This window comes from Rhizobium sp. LARHSG275, from assembly GCF_052871115.1.
This window is the reverse complement of record NZ_JBIXJN010000016.1, coordinates 84,702-104,366: the sequence shown is the minus strand read 5'-3', so window position 1 is coordinate 104,366 and position 19,665 is coordinate 84,702. Positions and strand designations below refer to the sequence as shown.

Here is a 19,665-nt window from a genome sequence, read left to right as displayed (position 1 = left end):
AAGGCTGGCGTTTCCGCCAGCCTTTTTCCGTGTTTTGTCCCAATGGGGCATAAATGTGGCAAAGGCCACTCAATGCGCTATGGTTGCGCCTGTCTCATCGAGGCCTTCGACCGTTGCGATGACCGGCGTTTCCACCGTACCATCCCATTCGATCGGCTCCGGCCGCCGGATCAGCGCATGCTTGATCACCTCGCCCATGCGGGATACCGGGATGATCTCCATGTTGTTCTTCACGTTATCAGGAATCTCCGCCAGGTCCTTGGCGTTTTCCTCCGGAATCAGCACCTTCTTGATGCCGCCGCGAAGCGCTGCGAGCAGCTTTTCCTTGAGACCACCGATCGGCAGCACACGGCCACGAAGGGTGATTTCACCAGTCATGGCCACATGCCTGTCCACCGGAATGCCGGTCATGATCGAGACGATCGCGGTTGCCATGGCGACGCCGGCCGAGGGGCCATCCTTCGGCGTCGCGCCTTCCGGCACGTGCACGTGGATGTCGCTCTTGTCGAAGCGCGGCGGCTCGATGCCGAAATCGACAGCGCGCGAGCGGACATAGGAGGCCGCTGCCGAGATCGATTCCTTCATGACTTCCTTCAGATTGCCGGTGACCGTCATGCGGCCCTTGCCCGGCATCATCACGCCTTCGATGGTCAGCAGTTCGCCACCGACTTCCGTCCAGGCAAGACCGGTCACGACGCCGACCTGATCCTCGCCCTCGGCTTCGCCATGGCGGAAGCGCGGGACGCCCAGATAGTCGGAGATGTTGGCGGCCGTCACATGAACGGACTTCGCCTTGCCCTTGATGATCTCGGTGACCGCCTTGCGGGCGAGCTTCATCAGTTCGCGTTCGAAGTTGCGGACGCCGGCTTCGCGGGTGTACTGCTGGCTGATCGCCATCAGGGCGTCGTCGCTGACCGAGAATTCTTCCGGCTGCAACGCATGTTCCTTGATGGCCTTCGGCAGCAGGTGCCGCTTGGCGATTTCGCGCTTTTCATCCTCGGTGTAGCCGGCGATACGGATGATCTCCATGCGGTCCATCAGGGGCGCTGGAATGTTCAGCGTATTCGCCGTCGTGATGAACATCACATCCGACAGGTCGTATTCGACTTCCAGATAGTGGTCCATGAAGGTCATGTTCTGTGCCGGATCGAGCACTTCGAGCAGGGCCGAGGACGGATCGCCGCGATAGTCCTGGCCGAGCTTGTCGATCTCGTCGAGCAGGAAGAGCGGGTTGGACTTCTTCGCCTTCTTCATCGACTGGATGACCTTGCCGGGCATCGAGCCGATATAGGTGCGGCGGTGACCGCGGATTTCGGCTTCGTCACGAACGCCGCCAAGTGCCATGCGGACATACTCACGGCCGGTCGCCTTGGCGATCGACTGGGCGAGCGAAGTCTTGCCGACACCCGGAGGACCGACGAGGCAGAGGATCGGGCCCTTGATCTTGGTGGCACGGGCCTGCACGGCCAGATATTCGACGATGCGCTCCTTGACCTTATCGAGACCGAAGTGATCGGCTTCGAGGATCTTCTCGGCATTGTTGAGATCGGCCTTGATCTTCGACTTCTTGCCCCAGGGAATGCCGAGCAGCCAGTCCAGATAATTGCGCACGACGGTGGCTTCCGCCGACATCGGGCTCATCTGGCGCAGCTTCTTCAGCTCCGCATCGGCCTTTTCACGGGCTTCCTTGGACAGCTTGGTCTTGGAGATGCGCTCTTCCAGTTCGCTCATCTCGTCGCGGCCTTCCTCGCCGTCGCCGAGTTCCTTCTGGATCGCCTTCATCTGTTCATTGAGGTAGTATTCGCGCTGGGTCTTCTCCATCTGGCGCTTGACGCGCGAGCGGATCCGCTTTTCGACCTGCAGGACCGAGATCTCGCCTTCCATGAAGCCGAGGGCTTTTTCGAGGCGCTGCTTGACGCTGGTGGTCTCCAGCATCTCCTGCTTCTCGGTGATCTTGATCGACAGATGCGAAGCGACCGTATCGGCGAGCTTGGAATAGTCGTCGATCTGGCTGGCGGCGCCGACCACTTCGGGTGAAATCTTCTTGTTGAGCTTCACGTAGCTCTCGAATTCGGAGACGACCGAACGCGACAGGGCTTCCAGCTCGACCGGATCGTCATGCGGCTCCTCGAGCACGTGGCCGAGCGCCTCATAGAAATCCTCGCGGCTGGTATAGGTGTCGATCTCGGCGCGGGCGCGGCCTTCGACCAGAACCTTCACGGTGCCATCGGGCAGCTTCAACAGTTGCAACACGTTCGCCACGGTGCCGACATTGTGGATCGCGGAAGGATCCGGATCGTCGTCGCTGGCGTTGATCTGTGTCACCAGCATGATCTGCTTGTCGGAACCCATGACCTCTTCGAGCGCACGGATCGACTTTTCCCGTCCCACGAATAGCGGCACGATCATATGCGGGAAAACCACGATGTCGCGCAGGGGCAGAACAGGGTAGGCAGTGCTGGTCGCTACAGACGTTTTCTTCGTCATTTTATGTCCTTTCCATCGTCCCGTTGCCGGGCTCTCTGCACGGCCGCTTGGGACCGGCCGGCAATCTCACTTGTTCCTACAAGTGGAGGTTCTGACTACGCTTTTCAAGCACGCCAACGCCCGCGTCCCTCGGATGTGACAGCTTTATTACAACGGAACGCCAACACTATGACGCGTGTGGCTGGACCGGCGCTTACCACTTCCGACCCGGCTAAATGCAAACGCCAGCAAGAGACTTACGGATCATTGCATCATTGCCAGGCACGCACCCTTGCGCAACATCGGCAAAAGCAATTTCGGTTCCCACCGGCAAATACTAACAGCGCCTCGCATGGTTTTTCAAATAGAAAGGGGCCTGCCTATGGCAAGCCCCCAAAATAATCACACGAAAGCCATCAAGCTCACGCCGAAGCGTTGGCCTTTTCTTCCTGGCGATCGGCATAGATGTAAAGCGGACGGGCCGAACCGCGCACCACTTCCTCTGATATGACGACCTCGCGCACGCCTTCCAGCGTCGGCAGTTCGAACATCGTGTCGAGCAGGATCTTCTCCATGATCGAGCGAAGGCCGCGGGCGCCGGTCTTGCGCACGATCGCCTTACGGGCGATTTCACGCAGAGCGTCCTCGTGGAAGTTCAGTTCCACATCCTCCATCTCGAACAGCCGCTGATACTGCTTGATCAGCGCGTTCTTCGGCTCGGACAGGATCTGGATCAGTGCGTCCTCGTCGAGGTCCTCGAGCGTCGCCAGAACCGGCAGACGGCCGATGAATTCCGGGATGAGGCCGAACTTGACCAGATCTTCCGGCTCCAGTTCGCGCAGGACCTCGCCGACGCGACGGTCGTCCTGGGACTTGACGGTGGCGCCAAAGCCGATCGAGGTCTTCTCGCCGCGAGCCGAAATGATCTTGTCGAGGCCAGCGAAGGCGCCGCCACAGATGAACAGAATGTTCGTTGTGTCGACCTGCAGGAATTCCTGCTGCGGGTGCTTGCGGCCGCCCTGCGGCGGAACGGAAGCAACCGTGCCTTCCATGATCTTCAGCAGCGCCTGCTGCACGCCCTCGCCCGAGACGTCGCGGGTGATCGACGGGTTGTCAGACTTGCGCGAAATCTTGTCGACTTCGTCGATGTAGACGATGCCGCGCTGCGCACGCTCGACATTGTAGTCGGCCGACTGCAGGAGCTTCAGGATGATGTTTTCGACGTCCTCGCCGACATACCCGGCCTCGGTCAGCGTCGTCGCATCGGCCATGGTGAAGGGAACGTCGATGATGCGGGCGAGCGTCTGGGCAAGATAGGTCTTGCCGCAGCCGGTCGGGCCGACGAGCATGATGTTCGACTTCGCCAATTCGACTTCGCCGTTCTTGGAGGCGTGCGCCAGGCGCTTGTAATGGTTGTGAACGGCAACCGACAGGATCTTCTTCGCCTGCCGCTGGCCGATGACGTATTCGTCGAGGACCTTGATGATGTCCTGGGGCGTCGGAACGCCGTCGCGGGACTTGACCATCGAGGATTTGTTCTCCTCGCGGATGATGTCCATGCACAATTCGACGCATTCATCGCAGATGAAGACGGTCGGTCCGGCAATCAGTTTCCGGACTTCGTGCTGGCTCTTTCCGCAGAACGAACAATAGAGAGTGTTCTTGGAGTCGCCGCCGTTGCTGCCGCTGACCTTGCTCATATCATTTTCCTTCCAGCACGCCGCATTTCAAGGCGAAATCGCGGTCCACTCTATCAGCTCCTGGCGGCACTCCGTTTCCGGAGCCTTTGCCGAGAAGGGCTTCAGGGGGTACGAACCGGCCCCAACCAATCATGTCCGGGTTCCGGCGGCAACGAATTCCCCTTCGAATACCGAATGCTATGTCATAAAAATTCAACATAGCATTAATAGTTACTATTAGCGTCTTCGTCGCCGGATGAAAGCCCTTGTTCAATCACAAATGGGATAGAACTGTGGCGACAAAAACACCATCCCAATTAATTACTAGGCCTGTTCGCCTTCCATTTCGAGGCGCGACGTCAGAACCTTGTCGATCACGCCCCAGCTCTGGGCTTCGTCCGCATCCATGAAATGGTCACGATCGAGCGTCTTTTCAACTTCCTCGTAGGTCCGGCCGGTATGCTTGACGTAGACCTCGTTCAGACGGCGCTTCATTTTGAGGATGTCGCGGGCGTGCCGCTCGATGTCCGAGGCCTGCCCCTGGAAGCCGCCCGAGGGCTGGTGCACCATGATGCGGGAATTCGGCGTTGCAAAGCGCATGTCCTGGTGGCCGGCCGCCAGCAGCAGCGAGCCCATGGATGCGGCCTGGCCGATGCAGAGCGTCGAAACCGCGGGCTTGATGAACTGCATCGTATCGTAGATCGCCATGCCGGCGGTGACGACGCCACCGGGCGAATTGATATAGAGGGCGATTTCCTTCTTCGGGTTTTCGGCCTCGAGGAAGAGCAGCTGGGCGCAGACGAGCGTTGCCATATGGTCTTCGACGGCACCCGTCAGGAAGATGATGCGTTCCTTCAACAAACGGGAATAGATGTCGTAGGAGCGTTCACCGCGGTTGGTCTGTTCCACGACCATCGGCACGAGGGCCATTGCGGTATCGACTGGGTTTCTCATGTGCGTCCTTTGTCAACGTCTCGCCGGCCGGCGCCGGGAATCAAGAAAAATATCTTACCCCTACATAGAGTGTCCCGGCCCTCCTCTTCAAGACACGCATGAGGATAACGTTAAGAAGGCGGGGCCAAGCGGCTTTAGCGCCTTCTTTTCATGCATGTCGTTATCCCGGAACCGCTGCACACTTCCGGGCGACATGCATTGAGCCTCTTTCCCTCAAACGCCTGTTAACGGCGAGCTCTCGGTATGATCTCCCCCCACTTTTCTCCATGACAGGATGAAGGAAGGCTTACTCTATTCGATAATACTCATGCACGTTTACCCAACGGAAAGCCTACCGGCAGATATCGGCCCGAAACAGTGCCGCAGCGCAGCGACATTAAGGAAGTGGCGAGCTTCCTCGGCAAGGATGCAAGCCAACAGAAAAGAGCGGACAGACAAGGGGTTGCTGCCGTGTTCAATATTGCTACAGGTCTCGCCATCTGGTGTTCAGAGGCCATGACGCTCGCTTTGGTGCTGTTCGTCGCCTGGCGCCATAACGTCAGGAACGAGGCCTATCTCTATTGGGGCTTGGGCTTCCTCCTGACCGGCATTGGTTTTGCGATGGTCGCGCTGCGCGGCGAAGTCCCCAGCGTGCTTTCTGTAGAGGTAGGCAACGCCATCGCCCTGCTCGGCCAGAGCGCCTGGGTGGCGGGGTTTCTGGCGCTCGACCGCAAGCGGATCGAATGGTGGGCGCTGCTGCCGCCGGTCATCTGGCTCGCCGGGGTCTTCCTGCCTTGGGTCAACAGCGATTATTCAAACCGCGTGGTGCTCTATAACCTTGCTTCGGCGACGGGTGCGACGGCACTTGCCATGGCGGTCGCCGCCGGCGACATGCGCCGCGAGCGCACCCGCGTCAAGCTGATGGGCGTGTTCGTCATCCAGGGCTGCCTGTGCTTCGGCTCGGCGCTGATGATGGCGCTGACGCTGCCGAGCGACATCGAAGCGACCAATCTCGGCGGCGCTTCCGCCATGGCCAGCGCCTTCCTGCTCACCATCGCCTTCGCGTTCACCTGCCGGCTGATCATGGAGCGTTCCGAACGGCACCTGCGTGCGCTCACCCTGACCGATTCGCTGACCGGCGTGCTCAACCGCCGCGGCCTGCTCGGCTATTTCGACGCCACCCAGGAAAAGGCCCATGACGACCGACGCCAGGTCGCGGTCATGCTTTTCGATCTCGACCATTTCAAGCGCGTCAACGACCGTTTCGGCCACCAGTCCGGCGACGCCGTGCTGACCGCATTCGCGCGCATGGCCCGCCAGTATATTCCGAACAACATCTTCGGCCGCATGGGCGGCGAGGAATTCGCCGCCTTCGCCGCGGTCACGGATCAGAGCGAAGCCGAGGCGATCGCCGAAGCGATCCGCACCGAATTCTGCCGTCTTCCCGTCAGCACCGGCGAAGCGATCGTTCCGGTCACGGTCAGCATCGGCATCGCGCTCGCCTCCTCGATCGAAGCCAATATAGACAAACTGATCTCGGCTGCCGACCGGGCGCTCTATGCGGCGAAGGCCGCCGGCCGCAACTGCACGGTCACCTTCGGCGAAGCGGAGGCCGCGGCCCCTGCCCCGGCTACGCCGCCAAGCACCGCCGGCGAACTCGTACCGACGGTCGACGACCAGGTCGAGGCGCTGCGACGCATGGGCACACTGTCGCGGGCCGGGTAGTCCGGGATCCCTCTCCCCACATCTTTCCGAGGCTTACCAAATCCGCTAAGCCTCGGGGCATGATGATCCCATCCTTTCTCTCGATCGACCGCGCCAACCGTCATGTCTCTCTGGACGGCCGCAACCCGGCCTTCTACAGTAACCCGAATGCCGTCTATGCGGCCCTTCACGCCCATTGCCCGACCTTCTACTGGCTTGAGCAGAAGCAGTGGTTCTTCACGGGTTACGACCATGTGAACGGCCTGCTGCGCGACCGCCGCTTTGGCCGTCAGATCCTGCATATCGCCAGCCGCGAGGAGCTCGGCCTTGCCGAGCCGATGCCGCATCTTGCCAGTTTCGATCTCTCGGAACGTTATTCCCTGCTCGAACTCGAACCGCCGGAGCACACGCGGCTGCGTACGCTCGTCAACCGCGCCTTCGTTTCCCGCCATGTCGAGAAGATGAAACCGGAGCTTGCCGAACTCGCCAATCGGCTGATCGACGGTTTCGCGGAGAAGCGTGAGGTCGAGCTGCTCTCGGCCTTTGCCGACATCATCCCGGTGACGATGATTGCCCGGATGATCGGTATTCCCGAAGAGATGGGACCGCAACTTCTCGCCTGGTCGCACGCCTATGTCCGCATGTACATGTTCGGCCGTACGCGCGAGCAGGAGGACGAGGCCGAACGGGCGGCGAAGGAATTTTCCGACTACGTCAAAACGGTCATCACAGAACGCCGCACCGAACCGCGCGACGACCTGCTGACCCACATGATCCATACCGAGCACAAGGGTCAGTATCTGACCGAAGAGGAGCTCGTCTCGACAACGATCGTGCTGCTCAATGCCGGGCATGAGGCGACCGTGCACCAGATCGGCAATTCTGTACGCACCATCCTCGACAGCGGCTGCGATCCGGCGGAACTCTTCCGTGACGAGGCGACGACGGAGCGCACCGTAGAGGAAACCTTGCGCATCTGCGCGCCGGTCCACATCTTCCAGCGCTGGGCGCTGGAGCCAGCCGAAATCGACGGGGTCTCCTTCAAGCGCGGCGACAAGGTGAGCCTCATCCTCGCCGCCGCCAATCTCGACCCGACGAAATTCACCGATCCGCTGACCTTCCTGCCTGGTCGTAACGAAGCGGCGAACCTCTCCTTCGGCGCCGGCATCCATTTCTGCATCGGCGCGCCGTTGGCACGGCTGGAGCTCAACGTCGTGCTGCCGATCCTGTTCGAACGGCTGGCCGGACTCAAGCTGGCAAAGACACCCGTGGTGAAGGACGTCTACCATTTCCACGGGCTAGACCGGCTGGATCTGCAATGGTGATCGATTCCTCCTTCGGGCATCGCTGAAGCGATCCCGGGATTGCGGATCAGCCGTAACGGCCGGTATAGTCTTCCGTGCGCTTGACCTTCAGCGACTGGCAGCAGGACAAATGTTACCGGTTAACGGTGAAGACGTCCGGCAGCGAGTGAAAGGGAGTCACGTTCAGCGGTCACCGCTCTGCTGGAACGCCGGTAACGAGCCATCAACACCGAGCCTATGCCACGACCTTGGCGGCATCATGCGGCTGACTCTTCTAACAGCCTGCTGGATATGTCATATGCCGACATAGGCTTTCCCAGCAGATATCCTTGAAGCTGATCGCAGCCGGCATCGCGCAAGATCGCCGCCTGGCGAGCAGTCTCGATACCTTCCGCGGTCACGGGAATCCGCAGCGCGGTCGCGAGCGAGATGGTTGCCCGCAGAACATCGGCGCCATTTGAGTCTTCGTCGAGAGCAGACACGAGCGAGCGGTCGATCTTCATGCGATCGAACCCGAACTGCCGCAATGCGCCAATGCTTGCGTAGCCGCAGCCAAAGTCATCAAGCGCGAACTTGATGCCGACATGCTTGAGCTGGTCTATCGACCGCCGGGCCTGATCCGGATTTGTCATCAGAACGCCTTCGGTGATTTCCAATGTCAGGCGGTTGGGATTAAAATCGAGTTCCTGCAGGACCGAGATCACTTCAGCGGCAAATTCCGGATTGCAGAGCTGGATTGGCGAAACGTTCACCGACAATGCCAGATCGGGCCAGCTCTTGGCGTGCTCGATCGATGTTCTCAGCATATGAACGCCGAGCGCATCGATGAGGCCGCACCTCTCGGCAAGAGGGATGAAAATCTCCGGGCTGATATTTCCGGTTGCAGTTCGCCAGCGCGCCAGTGCTTCAAGACCGGTCACAGCGCCGGTCGAAGCAGAGACGAGAGGTTGGAAAACGGCTTCGATTGCGCCACTGCTGATGGCGCTCTTCAACAGGCCTTCCAGTTCGGCGACCCGTTGGCGTTCCCGGTCCAGTTCGGGGTCGTATTCGATCGCCTGGCCCCGACCATTTGCCTTGGCACGATAGAGGGCCATGTCCGCTCTGCGGAGCAACTCCAAGGGCGGGACGTCGCCGCTGCGGGCAGCAGCGCCGATGCTTGCGCCAACCTCGATCGTTCGTCCGTCGATTTTGAAGGGCTCGGCAAACAGCGCCAGAATGGTCTTTTCCATCTCTCCGCGCGTGGCAGAACCGACGTGCACCAGCGCAAATTCATCGCCCCCGAGCCGCGCCGTGGCAATGATCTCGGGGTGGCAGGCGGCTAGCGCCTTCGAGACCAGCCGGATCAAATCGTCCCCCACCGCATGGCCCCAGGCATCGTTGACGGCCTTGAAGCCATCAAGGTCGACCAGATAGAGCCGATGTGGCGAAGAGGCCGAATTTTCCAGCCCTTCCAACAGGTTGAGAAGCCCGTGTCTGTTCAACAGACCGCTCAGGCTATCGTGGTCGGCTTCGAAAATCGCTGTTTGCGCCAATTGGCGCAGGCGCCGCGCCTCGGAGGCGCCAACCAGCAGAACGCCGATCAGGAACAGCGCGAGGATGACGATAGCGGCTGCAACATAGGGGTACACCTGATGAAACACGGCGCTTCCCGGCGCTTTGCTGGGCCAGACGAGATAGCCGATGACGGCCCCCTTCATGTCGGTGATCGGCGTGTTCAGGAACTCAGGCTTCGGCGTCGTCTCAAGTCGCAAGCCTTCAAGTTCATGTTCATTCGAAAGCGTGTCGATAACTTCCGATGTAAATTCCTTGTAGAAACTCAGCGTGCTAAGCTTCGGAAGCTCCGCGGTCGCCTGGAAAGGCTGGATTGCCTGCGATGCGATCAGAGCGATACCGTTTTCGGTCTTGATGAAATTGATCACTGGCGCCCGCTCCGGATCGGCAGCCACATTGATCTGCTGATAAAAACCTTGCCCGAAAAACGCGCTCGGCTGGAAGGGCTTGCCTTTGGCATAGGCCGAGACGATCGAAGACCGATCAGGGCCGATCACGATCGCGCCATCATAGAGCGCGTAATCCTCGCTGGTTTTCCCCCAATTCTCATAGGCCCAATCCGCGGCAGCCGAAGATGAGACGGCGCTATAGGCATCATCCCATACGGCATTATCCGTTGTTGTCGCGCTCAGGCGACTGACAAACGCACCGATTGCCGCGCGGGCGGCGCGACTGGCCCTGGCATCATCGATTTCGTTCGCAGACCGGGTCATCGTAACGACGACATGTGCCACCAGGCCGGTCAGTACGAGGGCGACGACAAGGAAGAAGACCGTTGTTGCGATGATGGAAGACGTCTGGGTGCGAACGTACCTACCTGCAAGATTCGACGACATGCAAATTCCGGAAAGATTAATTGCAAGGCCATGTCTGTGGGACGGCAGGAGACATCATGTCCGCAATGCGCTGCAGATGAGGTTTAGCATTTGTCGATGTAGGCGCGATTAATGGGATTGGTTAAAAGCATTTCAATCCGGGACAACGCGTCACGAACACCGTCGTTGCCCGCTTGCCGTTGCGGAGCACCGCCGTGAAAGTGACGACAAAGGCGAAGCCGAAAACGGGACAGGCTCGGCTTCGTTCGCCCCCCGCTCAAACCTTGATCACATAATCCTTGCGAGTCGTTTCAACGACTTCCCACGTTCCCTTGAAGCCGGGCTTGAGGATCATCCGGTCGCCCGTCTTCAGATGAACCGGTTCACCGCCATCCTCCGTCACGATCGAATGGCCGGACAGCAGACTGAAATATTCCCATTCCTCGTAGGTGATCCGCCACTTGCCCGGCGTCGCCTCCCAAATGCCGGAATAGAGGCCGCCTTCGGCTTCCTCCAGATTCCATGTGCGGAAATGCGGATCGCCGGAAATGATCCGGCCGGGCTCCGGGGCGCCGAACTCGGGTTCGACGCCGTCGATATCGAAGGTGATGAAATTTGTCACGGTCGCCGTAGATCCCTCTGATCTCAGATCTTGGACAATGCCTGTTCGAGATCGGCGATGATGTCCTTGACGTCCTCGATGCCGACGGAGAGGCGCACGACGTCTGGCCCGGCGCCGGCAGCGATCCTCTGCTCGTCGGTTAACTGCCGGTGCGTCGTCGAGGCCGGATGAATGACGAGCGAACGGGTATCGCCGATATTGGCAAGATGGGAGAAGAGCTCCAGCCCCTCGACCAGTGTCTTGCCCGCCTCATAGCCGCCCTTGACGCCGAAGGTGAAGACGGAGCCGGCGCCCTTCGGCGAGTAGCGCTGCTGCAGGGCGTGGTTCGGGTCGTCGTCGAGGCCGGCATAATTCACCCAGGCGATCTTGCTGTGTGCCTTCAGCCATTTGGCGACGGCGATCGCATTGTCGCTGTGGCGCTGCATTCGAAGCGGCAGCGTCTCGATACCGGTCAGGATCAGGAAGGCATTGAAGGGCGAGATCGCCGGCCCGAGGTCGCGCAGGCCAAGCACGCGTGCAGCGATCGCGAAGGCGAAATTGCCGAAGGTCGCGTGTAGCACCATGCCGTTATATTCCGGCCGCGGGCTCGACAGCATCGGGTAATTGCCGGATTTCGACCAGTCGAAGGTGCCGCCGTCGACGATGAGGCCGCCCATGGAATTGCCGTGGCCGCCGAGAAACTTGGTCAGTGAATGCACGACGATGTCGGCACCGTGCTCGATCGGGCGGATGAGATAGGGTGTCGCCATCGTATTGTCGACGATCAGCGGCAGGCCGTGGCGATGTGCGACGTCGGCAATCGCCGCGATATCAACGAAGGTGCCGCCGGGATTGGCCAGGCTTTCGATGAAGATGCCGCGTGTCTTGTCGTCGATCTGGCTTTCGAAGCTTGTCGGATCGGCGGCATCGGCCCAACGCACCTGCCAGCCAAAATTCTCGAAGGCATGGCCGAACTGATTGACCGAGCCGCCATAGAGCTGGCGGGCAGCGATGAAATTCTCGCCGGGGCGCATGATGTTGTGGAAGACGATCACCTGCGCCGCGTGGCCGGAAGCGACGGCAAGGGCTGCCGTGCCGCCCTCGAGCGCTGCGACGCGCTCCTCAAGCACGGCCTGCGTCGGGTTCATGATGCGGGTGTAGATGTTGCCGAAGGCCTGCAGACCGAAGAGGGCGGCGGCATGATCGGAATCATTGAAGATGAAAGCGGTCGTCTGGTAGATCGGCGTTACCCGCGCCCCGGTCGTCGGGTCGGGCTGTGCGCCGGCGTGAATCGCCAACGTGCTGAATCCCGGATCGTTCTTGGCCATGTCGTCCTCCCGTTGTTGCTGACGGGCGGGATCATAGCCTGTCGCTTACGAAAGTTAACCGCGATCCGTTTCAGCCCATGGGCGTTCGGTGGAAAAACCATCTCAGCAGACCGCAACTCAGGCAATAAGACGAGGATACTCGACCGCAGGGCAGCGGTTCATCACGACCTGGATGCCGGCGGCCTCCGCCTTTGCCGCAGCCGCATCGTCGCGCACACCAAGTTGAGACCAGAGGATCTTCGGCAGCGGCCTCAGCGCCAGTGCCTCCTCGACCACCCCATCCAGATATTCCGACGCGCGGAATACGTCGACCATATCTATCGGCACGGGAATGTCGGCGAGCCGGGCATAAACGGTACGGCCCTGGATCTGCTTGCCCGCCTGCCCCGGATTGACAGGAATGACCTCGTAGCCGCGCGACAGCAGATAGCCCATGACGCCGTTGCTCGGCCGGGCCGGATTGGGCGAAGCGCCGGTCAGCGCGATGGTTTTTACCGAATGCAGAATTCCGGCGAGGTATTCATCCGTGTAGGCGTCGTGATTCATGTCCGCTTCTCCATTCCCGAAAGCCCTTCGGCACAGCCGACATGTTTTTTTGCGTTCTCGTGAAACCGGCGGCGTGTCTCTTTCGTATATATGAATTGGCTACTCCCTGAGGATGATTCGATCAAAAAAATCGCTCTTGCCCTCATGCTCGTGCTCGCCGCATCGCCGGCGCTGGCGATCTCGCGCTACAATCCGCTCACGATGAGCTGTGCCCGCGTGCGTGCCGCCATCCACAACCAAGGCGCCGCCATCTTCCGCTACCAGTCTCCGCGAGGCTTGCCGCTCTATGATCGCTATGTCCGCGACAGCAATTATTGCGACGCGACCGATTATGCGGAATGGACGCATATCCCCTCGAAAGACAATCCCCGCTGCCAGGTACTGAACTGCCAGAGCATAGACAACCTTGACGGGATGGTCTTCGTTCCGCATCATCAGCTTTGATTTTTTCGCCGTCGTGACAGCCGCCGAAACCGTACGTCTTTCGCGCTTGCGAAAGGTTTGATCTCAATTCCGCGCTGCGATTTCTTGAAGATTACACAACCAAAAGCTTTAATTTTCCCGTATGTCAAAGCTATAGAATAATATCTATATTTCAGCAGCATAGAATGATCGCCTCCCGAACTCCGCAGGTATTTTCCTCTTTTTGTTCGTGATAATTCCGCCATTTGTTCCCTCGTGCATTAGAAGCATCTCATAGTTGAAAGCATCGCTTGGATTGAACGCATATCGCGCGCACGTAAAAATTGCTGCAATGCCCACCATTGTTCACATCCTGAAAGGATGCTATTCGACATAAGCGACCGCAGCCGCACGTTTTCGTGCAAATCCCAGTTGTCTTTTCAGGAATTTGAGACGCCGAAGGCGAGGCGCATTCCGCTTCCTCTCATCCTATCCGGACTTACTCCCTTGCCTCTCGACGTTATCCTGCTCGTTCTCTTCGGCGCACTGCTGCACGCGACATGGAACGCCATCGTCAAGGCAGGGAGCGATAAATCCCTGGATGCGGCGCTGATCTCTGCCGGCGGCGCCGTTTCGGCACTACCGTTCCTGGCGTTCCTGCCGCTGCCACACGCCTCGGCATGGCCGTTCATTGGCGCCTCGGCCATCCTGCAATTCGCTTATTTCCAGCTGGTCGCCGCCGCCTATCGGGCCGGCGATATCGGCCTCGTCTATCCGCTGATGCGTGGCTGTGCTCCTCTCCTGATCGCCGCGACAAGCGGTTTCATCCTCAAGGAAAATCTTTCCGGCGGCGCTCTTGCCGGCACAATGACAATCTGCGCCGGTGTGCTGACGCTCGCCCTGGAGGCGCGACGCGGCAGCCGCCGCGCCGTCGTCCTCTCGCTTGCCAATGCCTGCGTCATCGCCAGCTATACCTATGTCGACGGCGTCGGCGCGCGCATCTCCGGCAATGCGGTTTCCTACACCTTGTGGATGTCGCTGCTGCCGCCGGTACTGCTGTTTTCCTGGGCGGTGTCGCAGCGCGGCGCTTTCACAGTGGTGCGTCACGTTCGCCGCAACTGGTGGCGCGGTCTCATCGGCGGCGCCGGCTCGATCGCTTCCTACGGGCTCGCACTCTGGGCAATGACGAAAGCCCCGGTCGCGACCGTTGCAGCCCTGCGCGAAACCGCAATCCTCTTTGCGCTGGTGATCTCGATCACCGTCTTCAAGGAAAAAGCCAGCATCTGGCGCTACGTCGCCGGCGTCGTCATCGCGATCGGTGGGCTGGTTCTGAAACTGGCGTGATCACTCACCGGTCCATTCGGCCTTGCGCTTGCCGAGGAAGGCGCCGATCCCTTCCTGCGCATCCTGCGTCAGCATGTTCTCGACCATCACCCCGGCGGTATAATCATATGCCGCCTCCACCGGCAGTTCGAGCTGCCGGTGGAAGGCTTCCTTGCCGATCTTCAGCGTCAGCGGCGATTTGCTGGCGATCACAGCCGCATATTTGGAAACCACCTGCGCCAGATACTGCTTCGGCACGATACGGTTGACGAGGCCGAAATCCTTGGCGGTCGAGGCGTCGATCGTCTCGCCGGTCAGCAGCATCTCCATTGCCTGCTTTCGGTGCGCTGCACGCGAAACGGCCACCATCGGCGTCGAACAGAAGAGGCCGATGTTGACGCCCGGCGTGCAGAATGTCGAACTATCCGTGCAGATCGCCAGATCGCAGGAGGCAACGAGCTGGCAGCCTGCAGCCGTCGCCAGCCCATCGATCTCGGCAATGACGGGCTTCGGCAGATGGGCGATCTTCAGCATCAGATCGGCGCAGAGCTGAAAGGTCTTTTCGAAGAAGCCGGCACCCTGATCTTCATCGGCGCGATGGGCCGTCAGCTCTTTCAGATCATGTCCCGCGGAAAAGACGTTGCCGGTCGAGGCGATGACGACGACATGCACTTCCGGCTCCGCTCCGGCCGTATCGAGCTCTTCCATCAGGGCTTCGAGAAGCGCGATCGAAAGCACATTGGCCGGAGGGTTGTCGAGCACGAGCCGCAGCACGCCGTCGCGCAGAGAGCGGGTCAGCAGTCCTCCCCCCTCCGCTCTGGCTGCGTCCGGGAAGGATACGATTTCGGCCATGACGCTGCTCCTTGCGCTCGATTCCAGTCAGACGTTTTGCCACAAGGCTCCGGCAATTTCGAGCAGGATCCGCACTCCCCGCGTAGCTGCGGGACGTCAGGACCAGAACCACGACTTCGATGTCTCGGCCCTCGCCTGCGCACGGGTCAGACCGACATCAGAAAGCTCGTCGTCAGTGAGTTCCGAAAGCGTGCGGCGGCTGCGGCGCTTTTCGAGTTGATGTTCGATGGCCGCCAGCAGCCGCAGGCACCATCGTGCTATCCCGCGAAGTCTCGACCGAACGATATCGCGAGGTGTGTCAACGATCCCGCTTAATTCCAGGGCCATCTCTTCTTCCTTTCTTCAACGGATGAAGGATGCGCTGGAAGATGTCGCGAAAGAAGCTTATGGATATTATGATATGCATAAGGAATTCTTTTGTATGCCTCTCCACCTCGATCAGCTTGCCGCCTTCGTCAACGTCGCCGATCTCGGAAGCTTTACGGCTGCGGCCGACAAGGAAGGCCTGACGCAACCGGCCGTCAGCCTGCAGGTCAAGGGGCTCGAACAGCGGCTCGGCGTCCGGCTGATCGAGCGTGTCGGGCGGCGGGCGCAGCCGACCGCGGCAGGCCTCGACCTGCTCGTGCATGCAAAGCGGCTGCTCCAGGAATCGGCCGCCGCGGAAGAAGCGATGATGCCGTACAGAGATGGAGCCAGCGGCCGCGTGCGCATCGGTAGCGGCGGCACGGCATCAATCCATCTGCTTCCTCGCGCCATCGCCGTCGCCAGAAAATCCATGCCCGGCCTCGAAATCACCGTGCGCATCGGCGATGCCGACGATATTCTGCGCGATCTGGAGGCCAATAGCCTCGATATCGCCGTCGTCGCCCTGCCGGCATCGGGACGCAACTTCGAGATCGAACCGTTCTACGAGGAGGAATTGCTGGCCGTTGCCCCCGCGGGCAGTCTCATGCCCGACGGCGGACCGGACGCCGCGTTCATGCGCGACAGGACACTGCTGCTTTATGAGGGAGGCAATACCAGGCGGGCAATCGACACGTGGCTGGCTGCACCGGATACCAGGATCCGACCTGCGATGGAGTTCGGCAGCATCGAGGCGATCAAGGAGCTGGTGGCCGTGGGGCTCGGCTGGTCGATCCTGCCGGGGCTGGCGCTGAAGCGCGACCGCGCCGGCCTTGTGACGACTTCATCGCTGAACCCGCAGCTCACGCGCCGCCTCGGCATGGTTCTACGGCGAGACAAACATCTGACCCGCGGTCTTCGCGAAATGATCAAATGCCTGCGCGAGTTCGAGCATTAAAACGGCTTTCGGCCGTGGAGCGTTGGTTCAAACCCGGTGAAAGCGACGCGGAAAAGGCCAAACACGGCAGATCTGCGGCCGACAAATGTGAGGTATTATAATACCATATACATAACTCTTTGTTTTCACTTATTCTTTTTTCCGATCTCTCAGAAAAGTCGATATTGACCGAATATCACATTCCCTTTATACACCGCGCCAGAACGCAGCCTATCCGGGCTGCTTTCTTTTTGGCATGCCTCAAGCCTGCCAATCCAAGCAACAAGAAACGCCCTTCAAGCCTTCGGGCCAAGGGTCCCAAAAGAGAGTATTCACTATGGCAACCTTCTCCCAGAAGCCTGCAGAGGTGGAGAAGAAGTGGGTGATCATCGACGCCGAAGGGCTGGTCGTTGGCCGTCTCGCTTCCATCATCGCTATGCGCCTGCGCGGCAAGCACAAGGCAACCTTCACGCCTCACGTTGACGACGGCGACAACGTCATCGTCATCAATGCCGAAAAGGTCGTTTTCACCGGCAAGAAGTATTCCGACAAGGTCTACTACTGGCACACCGGTTATGCCGGCGGCATCAAGGAACGCAGCGCACGCCAGATCATCGAAGGCCGCTTCCCGGAGCGCGTCCTCGAAAAGGCCGTCGAACGTATGGTTCCGCGTGGCCCGCTCGGCCGTCGCCAGATGAAGAACCTGCGCGTTTACGCCGGCTCCAACCATCCCCATGAAGCCCAGCAGCCGGTCGCCCTCGACGTTGCCGCGCTCAACAAAAAGAACGTAAGGAGCGCCTGATATGGCTGACCTCTCCTCCCTGAAGGATCTCGGCACGGCTTCCGAAGCTGCTGCTCCGGCCCACGTCCGCAAGGTCGATTCGCTCGGCCGCTCCTACGCGACCGGCAAGCGCAAGAACGCCGTCGCCCGCGTCTGGGTCAAGCCGGGCTCCGGCAAGATCACCGTCAACGGCAAGGAATTCGCGGAATATTTCGCACGTCCGGTGCTGCAGATGATCCTGCGCCAGCCGATCGTTGCGGCTGCCCGTGACGGCCAGTTCGACATCGTCGCAACCGTTGCCGGCGGCGGCCTCTCCGGCCAGGCCGGTGCCGTTCGCCATGGCGTGTCCAAGGCGCTCACCTACTTCGAACCGGGCCTGCGCGCGGTGCTGAAGAAGGGCGGCTTCCTGACCCGCGACAGCCGCGTCGTCGAACGCAAGAAGTACGGCAAGGCAAAGGCCCGCCGCTCGTTCCAGTTCTCCAAGCGTTAATCGCTTCGGACAGACGGAATTTACGAAGGCCGGGGCAACCCGGCCTTTTTGTTTTGCGCTGCTTAAATCAATCGGAAGCGTGTTGGCATGCCATTGTCGCATACCAGTTCTGCTGGTAGAAACTTGGCAAAGCGCTTCGGGAATGAGCGGAGCCGCAGTCAGGGGCGCATGATGGGAACAACCAAGTCCGCAGACAAATAGGCCGCAACAACTTTGTCCTGTTGTTGCGGCGTCTGTCCGGTCAATCCCGATACCGATGAAGAGACAGATCGCCGCCGAATGAAATCATTTGAGCGGGTTCTTTCCCATGTCTTATCCCAAAATCCAGCACTGGACTTATTCCCTGCCGACAGCCTTGCTGCTGATGGCACCGTTCGACATCCTGGCCTCGCTCGCCATGGATATCTATTTGCCGATCGTGCCGATGATGCCGGAGGCACTCGGCACTTCGCCGGCCATCATCCAACTGACCCTCAGCCTCTACATGATCGTGCTCGGTGTCGGCCAGATCGTCTTCGGCCCAATTTCCGATATTATCGGACGACGGCCTGTCCTGCTTGGAGGTGCTGCACTCTTTGCCGCTGCATCCTTTCTGCTTGCTGGCTCCTCGTCGGCGCCGCTCTTCGTGGTCTTGAGATTGCTGCAGGCAGTCGGCGCGTCGGCGACCCTCGTCGCAACTTTCGCAACTGTGCGTGACATCTACGGCGGGCGTCCCGAAAGCAGCACGATCTATAGCCTTCTCGGCTCCATTCTCTCGTTCGTGCCCGCATTGGGTCCGATCGCTGGAGCTCTGATATCGGATCGCTTCGGCTGGCGCGCCATCTTCCTCGTCATCGGTCTCCTTTCCATCGCCGCGCTTTTCAACGCCAGCATGCGGTGGCACGAAACCCGCCCTGCCGTTACCGCGAAGATCGATGTCCGCCCGATCCTTACAAGCCTTCCCTTCTGGGTTTATACGGGCGGCTTCAGCACGGCGATGGGCGCCTTCTTCGTCTTCTTCTCGACGGCACCTCGTATCTTGATCGACGAAGCCGGCTTCTCCGGCATCGGCTTCAGCTTCGTCTTTGCTACGGTGGCGCTGGTGATGATCGTGACGGCGCGTTTCGCCAAAGGCTTCGTGATGCGCTGGGGCATTGCAGGCAGCCTTGCCAGAGGCATGGCAGTGCTGCTTCTCGGCGCCGCGCTGCTTGTCTTCGGAGAGTTGTTTCTGCAGCCTTCCCTGGTCAGCTTCGTCATGCCGATGTGGATCATCGCAATCGGCATCGTCCTTGCAACGGCGGTCACGGCCAACGGCGCGCTCGCCGCCTTTGGCGACACGGCGGGAACGGCGGTCGCGTTCTATTTCTGCGTCCAGAGCATCATCGTCGGCTTTGCCGGAACCTTCTTTGTGATTCTGCTCGGCGGCGACAATGCCTGGCCGCTCGCGGGCTATATCTCAGCGACCGCGCTGACGACGCTGGCTGGATTGTGGTGCCTGTGGGAGCCGGCCCGATAGGCAGCGGGCGAATGACGGTCGCTCGACGATCACGAGCGGCCGTCGTCCGAACGATTGCTTGAAATCCGTCCGCACCTCGCCTACCCCTTTCTGCGCGCAGAGGATCGGCCAATTCC

17 protein-coding genes are annotated in these 19,665 nt (G+C 60.1%); 8 read left to right on the top strand and 9 right to left on the bottom strand.

Annotated elements, in window-relative coordinates:
* Positions 1-69: 69 nt before the first annotated feature.
* The 3 genes from lon to clpP all read right to left on the bottom strand — a co-directional run bounded on the left by lon (position 70) and on the right by clpP (position 5,099).
* Positions 70-2,487 carry an endopeptidase La gene (gene lon / locus ACIPSK_RS21885; protein WP_162117231.1) on the bottom strand — a complete coding sequence of 806 codons (2,418 nt, stop codon included), beginning with the start codon at positions 2,485-2,487 and terminating at the stop codon, positions 70-72.
* Between the two features lie 401 nt (positions 2,488-2,888).
* A complete protein-coding gene (clpX, locus tag ACIPSK_RS21880; RefSeq protein WP_017963839.1) occupies positions 2,889-4,166 on the bottom strand; it encodes an ATP-dependent Clp protease ATP-binding subunit ClpX in 1,278 nt (425 codons plus the stop codon).
* Between the two features lie 303 nt (positions 4,167-4,469).
* Complete coding sequence (gene clpP / locus ACIPSK_RS21875) at positions 4,470-5,099, bottom strand: ATP-dependent Clp endopeptidase proteolytic subunit ClpP (RefSeq protein ID WP_017963838.1); 630 nt, start codon at positions 5,097-5,099, stop codon at positions 4,470-4,472.
* Positions 5,100-5,549: 450 nt separating this feature from the next.
* On the opposite strand from clpP, the gene ACIPSK_RS21870 reads away from it, so the two are divergent.
* Together ACIPSK_RS21870 and ACIPSK_RS21865 are read left to right on the top strand one after the other, a co-directional pair.
* Entirely contained in the window at positions 5,550-6,803 is a 1,254-nt protein-coding gene (locus ACIPSK_RS21870; protein ID WP_162117230.1) for a diguanylate cyclase, read from the top strand.
* A 59-nt stretch (positions 6,804-6,862) separates the two neighbouring features.
* Positions 6,863-8,107, top strand: a complete 1,245-nt coding sequence (locus tag ACIPSK_RS21865; protein WP_017963836.1) for a cytochrome P450 — start codon at positions 6,863-6,865, stop codon at positions 8,105-8,107.
* Positions 8,108-8,343: 236 nt separating this feature from the next.
* Here ACIPSK_RS21865 and ACIPSK_RS21860 read toward each other — a convergent pair whose 3' ends face one another.
* The 4 genes from ACIPSK_RS21860 to ACIPSK_RS21845 all read right to left on the bottom strand — a co-directional run bounded on the left by ACIPSK_RS21860 (position 8,344) and on the right by ACIPSK_RS21845 (position 12,927).
* Complete coding sequence (locus ACIPSK_RS21860) at positions 8,344-10,473, bottom strand: bifunctional diguanylate cyclase/phosphodiesterase (protein ID WP_162117229.1); 2,130 nt, start codon at positions 10,471-10,473, stop codon at positions 8,344-8,346.
* 256 nt (positions 10,474-10,729) lie between these two features.
* A complete protein-coding gene (locus ACIPSK_RS21855) occupies positions 10,730-11,074 on the bottom strand; it encodes a cupin domain-containing protein (RefSeq protein WP_162117228.1) in 345 nt (114 codons plus the stop codon).
* 23 nt (positions 11,075-11,097) lie between these two features.
* Positions 11,098-12,381, bottom strand: coding sequence for an O-acetylhomoserine aminocarboxypropyltransferase (locus ACIPSK_RS21850; RefSeq protein WP_162117227.1), 1,284 nt, complete (start codon positions 12,379-12,381; stop codon positions 11,098-11,100).
* 117 nt (positions 12,382-12,498) lie between these two features.
* Positions 12,499-12,927, bottom strand: coding sequence for a CoA-binding protein (locus ACIPSK_RS21845; RefSeq protein ID WP_162117226.1), 429 nt, complete (start codon positions 12,925-12,927; stop codon positions 12,499-12,501).
* A 120-nt stretch (positions 12,928-13,047) separates the two neighbouring features.
* Here ACIPSK_RS21845 and ACIPSK_RS21840 point away from each other — a divergent pair, with 120 nt between their 5' ends.
* Together ACIPSK_RS21840 and ACIPSK_RS21835 are read left to right on the top strand one after the other, a co-directional pair.
* The gene (locus ACIPSK_RS21840) at positions 13,048-13,371 is read left to right on the top strand and encodes a hypothetical protein (RefSeq protein WP_162117281.1); all 324 of its coding nucleotides are present in this window, start codon (positions 13,048-13,050) and stop codon (positions 13,369-13,371) included.
* A gap of 465 nt (positions 13,372-13,836) precedes the next feature.
* A complete protein-coding gene (locus ACIPSK_RS21835; protein WP_162117225.1) occupies positions 13,837-14,673 on the top strand; it encodes an EamA family transporter in 837 nt (278 codons plus the stop codon).
* On the opposite strand, the gene ACIPSK_RS21830 is transcribed toward ACIPSK_RS21835, so the two are convergent.
* Both ACIPSK_RS21830 and ACIPSK_RS21825 read right to left on the bottom strand, forming a co-directional pair.
* Entirely contained in the window at positions 14,674-15,504 is an 831-nt protein-coding gene (locus ACIPSK_RS21830; protein WP_162117224.1) for an enoyl-CoA hydratase, read from the bottom strand. It lies immediately after the preceding gene.
* A 96-nt stretch (positions 15,505-15,600) separates the two neighbouring features.
* Positions 15,601-15,831: a DUF1127 domain-containing protein gene (locus tag ACIPSK_RS21825; protein WP_162117223.1), complete on the bottom strand. Its 231-nt coding sequence runs from the start codon at positions 15,829-15,831 to the stop codon at positions 15,601-15,603.
* A 73-nt stretch (positions 15,832-15,904) separates the two neighbouring features.
* Here ACIPSK_RS21825 and ACIPSK_RS21820 point away from each other — a divergent pair, with 73 nt between their 5' ends.
* The 4 genes from ACIPSK_RS21820 to cml all read left to right on the top strand — a co-directional run bounded on the left by ACIPSK_RS21820 (position 15,905) and on the right by cml (position 19,549).
* Complete coding sequence (locus ACIPSK_RS21820; protein WP_210254185.1) at positions 15,905-16,804, top strand: LysR family transcriptional regulator; 900 nt, start codon at positions 15,905-15,907, stop codon at positions 16,802-16,804.
* Between the two features lie 316 nt (positions 16,805-17,120).
* Positions 17,121-17,585 (top strand): 50S ribosomal protein L13, encoded by a 465-nt coding sequence (gene rplM / locus ACIPSK_RS21815; RefSeq protein ID WP_003558420.1) that lies wholly within the window; start codon positions 17,121-17,123, stop codon positions 17,583-17,585.
* Position 17,586: 1 nt separating this feature from the next.
* Positions 17,587-18,054 (top strand): 30S ribosomal protein S9, encoded by a 468-nt coding sequence (rpsI, locus tag ACIPSK_RS21810; RefSeq protein ID WP_017963826.1) that lies wholly within the window; start codon positions 17,587-17,589, stop codon positions 18,052-18,054.
* Between the two features lie 307 nt (positions 18,055-18,361).
* On the top strand, positions 18,362-19,549 hold the full coding sequence (gene cml / locus ACIPSK_RS21805; RefSeq protein WP_162117221.1) for a CmlA/FloR family chloramphenicol efflux MFS transporter: 1,188 nt from the start codon (positions 18,362-18,364) through the stop codon (positions 19,547-19,549).
* Positions 19,550-19,665 lie beyond the last annotated feature (116 nt).

What these genes read in the sequence shown, in the direction of transcription:
- lon (WP_162117231.1), bottom strand. Translation starts at nt 2,487, where the DNA reads ATGACGAAGAAAACGTCTGTAGCGACCAGCACTGCCTACCCTGTTCTG.
- clpX (WP_017963839.1), bottom strand. Translation starts at nt 4,166, where the DNA reads ATGAGCAAGGTCAGCGGCAGCAACGGCGGCGACTCCAAGAACACTCTC.
- clpP (WP_017963838.1), bottom strand. Translation starts at nt 5,099, where the DNA reads ATGAGAAACCCAGTCGATACCGCAATGGCCCTCGTGCCGATGGTCGTG.
- ACIPSK_RS21865 (WP_017963836.1), top strand. Translation starts at nt 6,863, where the DNA reads ATGATGATCCCATCCTTTCTCTCGATCGACCGCGCCAACCGTCATGTC.
- ACIPSK_RS21860 (WP_162117229.1), bottom strand. Translation starts at nt 10,473, where the DNA reads ATGTCGTCGAATCTTGCAGGTAGGTACGTTCGCACCCAGACGTCTTCC.
- ACIPSK_RS21850 (WP_162117227.1), bottom strand. Translation starts at nt 12,381, where the DNA reads ATGGCCAAGAACGATCCGGGATTCAGCACGTTGGCGATTCACGCCGGC.
- ACIPSK_RS21845 (WP_162117226.1), bottom strand. Translation starts at nt 12,927, where the DNA reads ATGAATCACGACGCCTACACGGATGAATACCTCGCCGGAATTCTGCAT.
- ACIPSK_RS21830 (WP_162117224.1), bottom strand. Translation starts at nt 15,504, where the DNA reads ATGGCCGAAATCGTATCCTTCCCGGACGCAGCCAGAGCGGAGGGGGGA.
- ACIPSK_RS21825 (WP_162117223.1), bottom strand. Translation starts at nt 15,831, where the DNA reads ATGGCCCTGGAATTAAGCGGGATCGTTGACACACCTCGCGATATCGTT.
- ACIPSK_RS21820 (WP_210254185.1), top strand. Translation starts at nt 15,905, where the DNA reads ATGCATAAGGAATTCTTTTGTATGCCTCTCCACCTCGATCAGCTTGCC.
- rplM (WP_003558420.1), top strand. Translation starts at nt 17,121, where the DNA reads ATGGCAACCTTCTCCCAGAAGCCTGCAGAGGTGGAGAAGAAGTGGGTG.
- rpsI (WP_017963826.1), top strand. Translation starts at nt 17,587, where the DNA reads ATGGCTGACCTCTCCTCCCTGAAGGATCTCGGCACGGCTTCCGAAGCT.
- cml (WP_162117221.1), top strand. Translation starts at nt 18,362, where the DNA reads ATGTCTTATCCCAAAATCCAGCACTGGACTTATTCCCTGCCGACAGCC.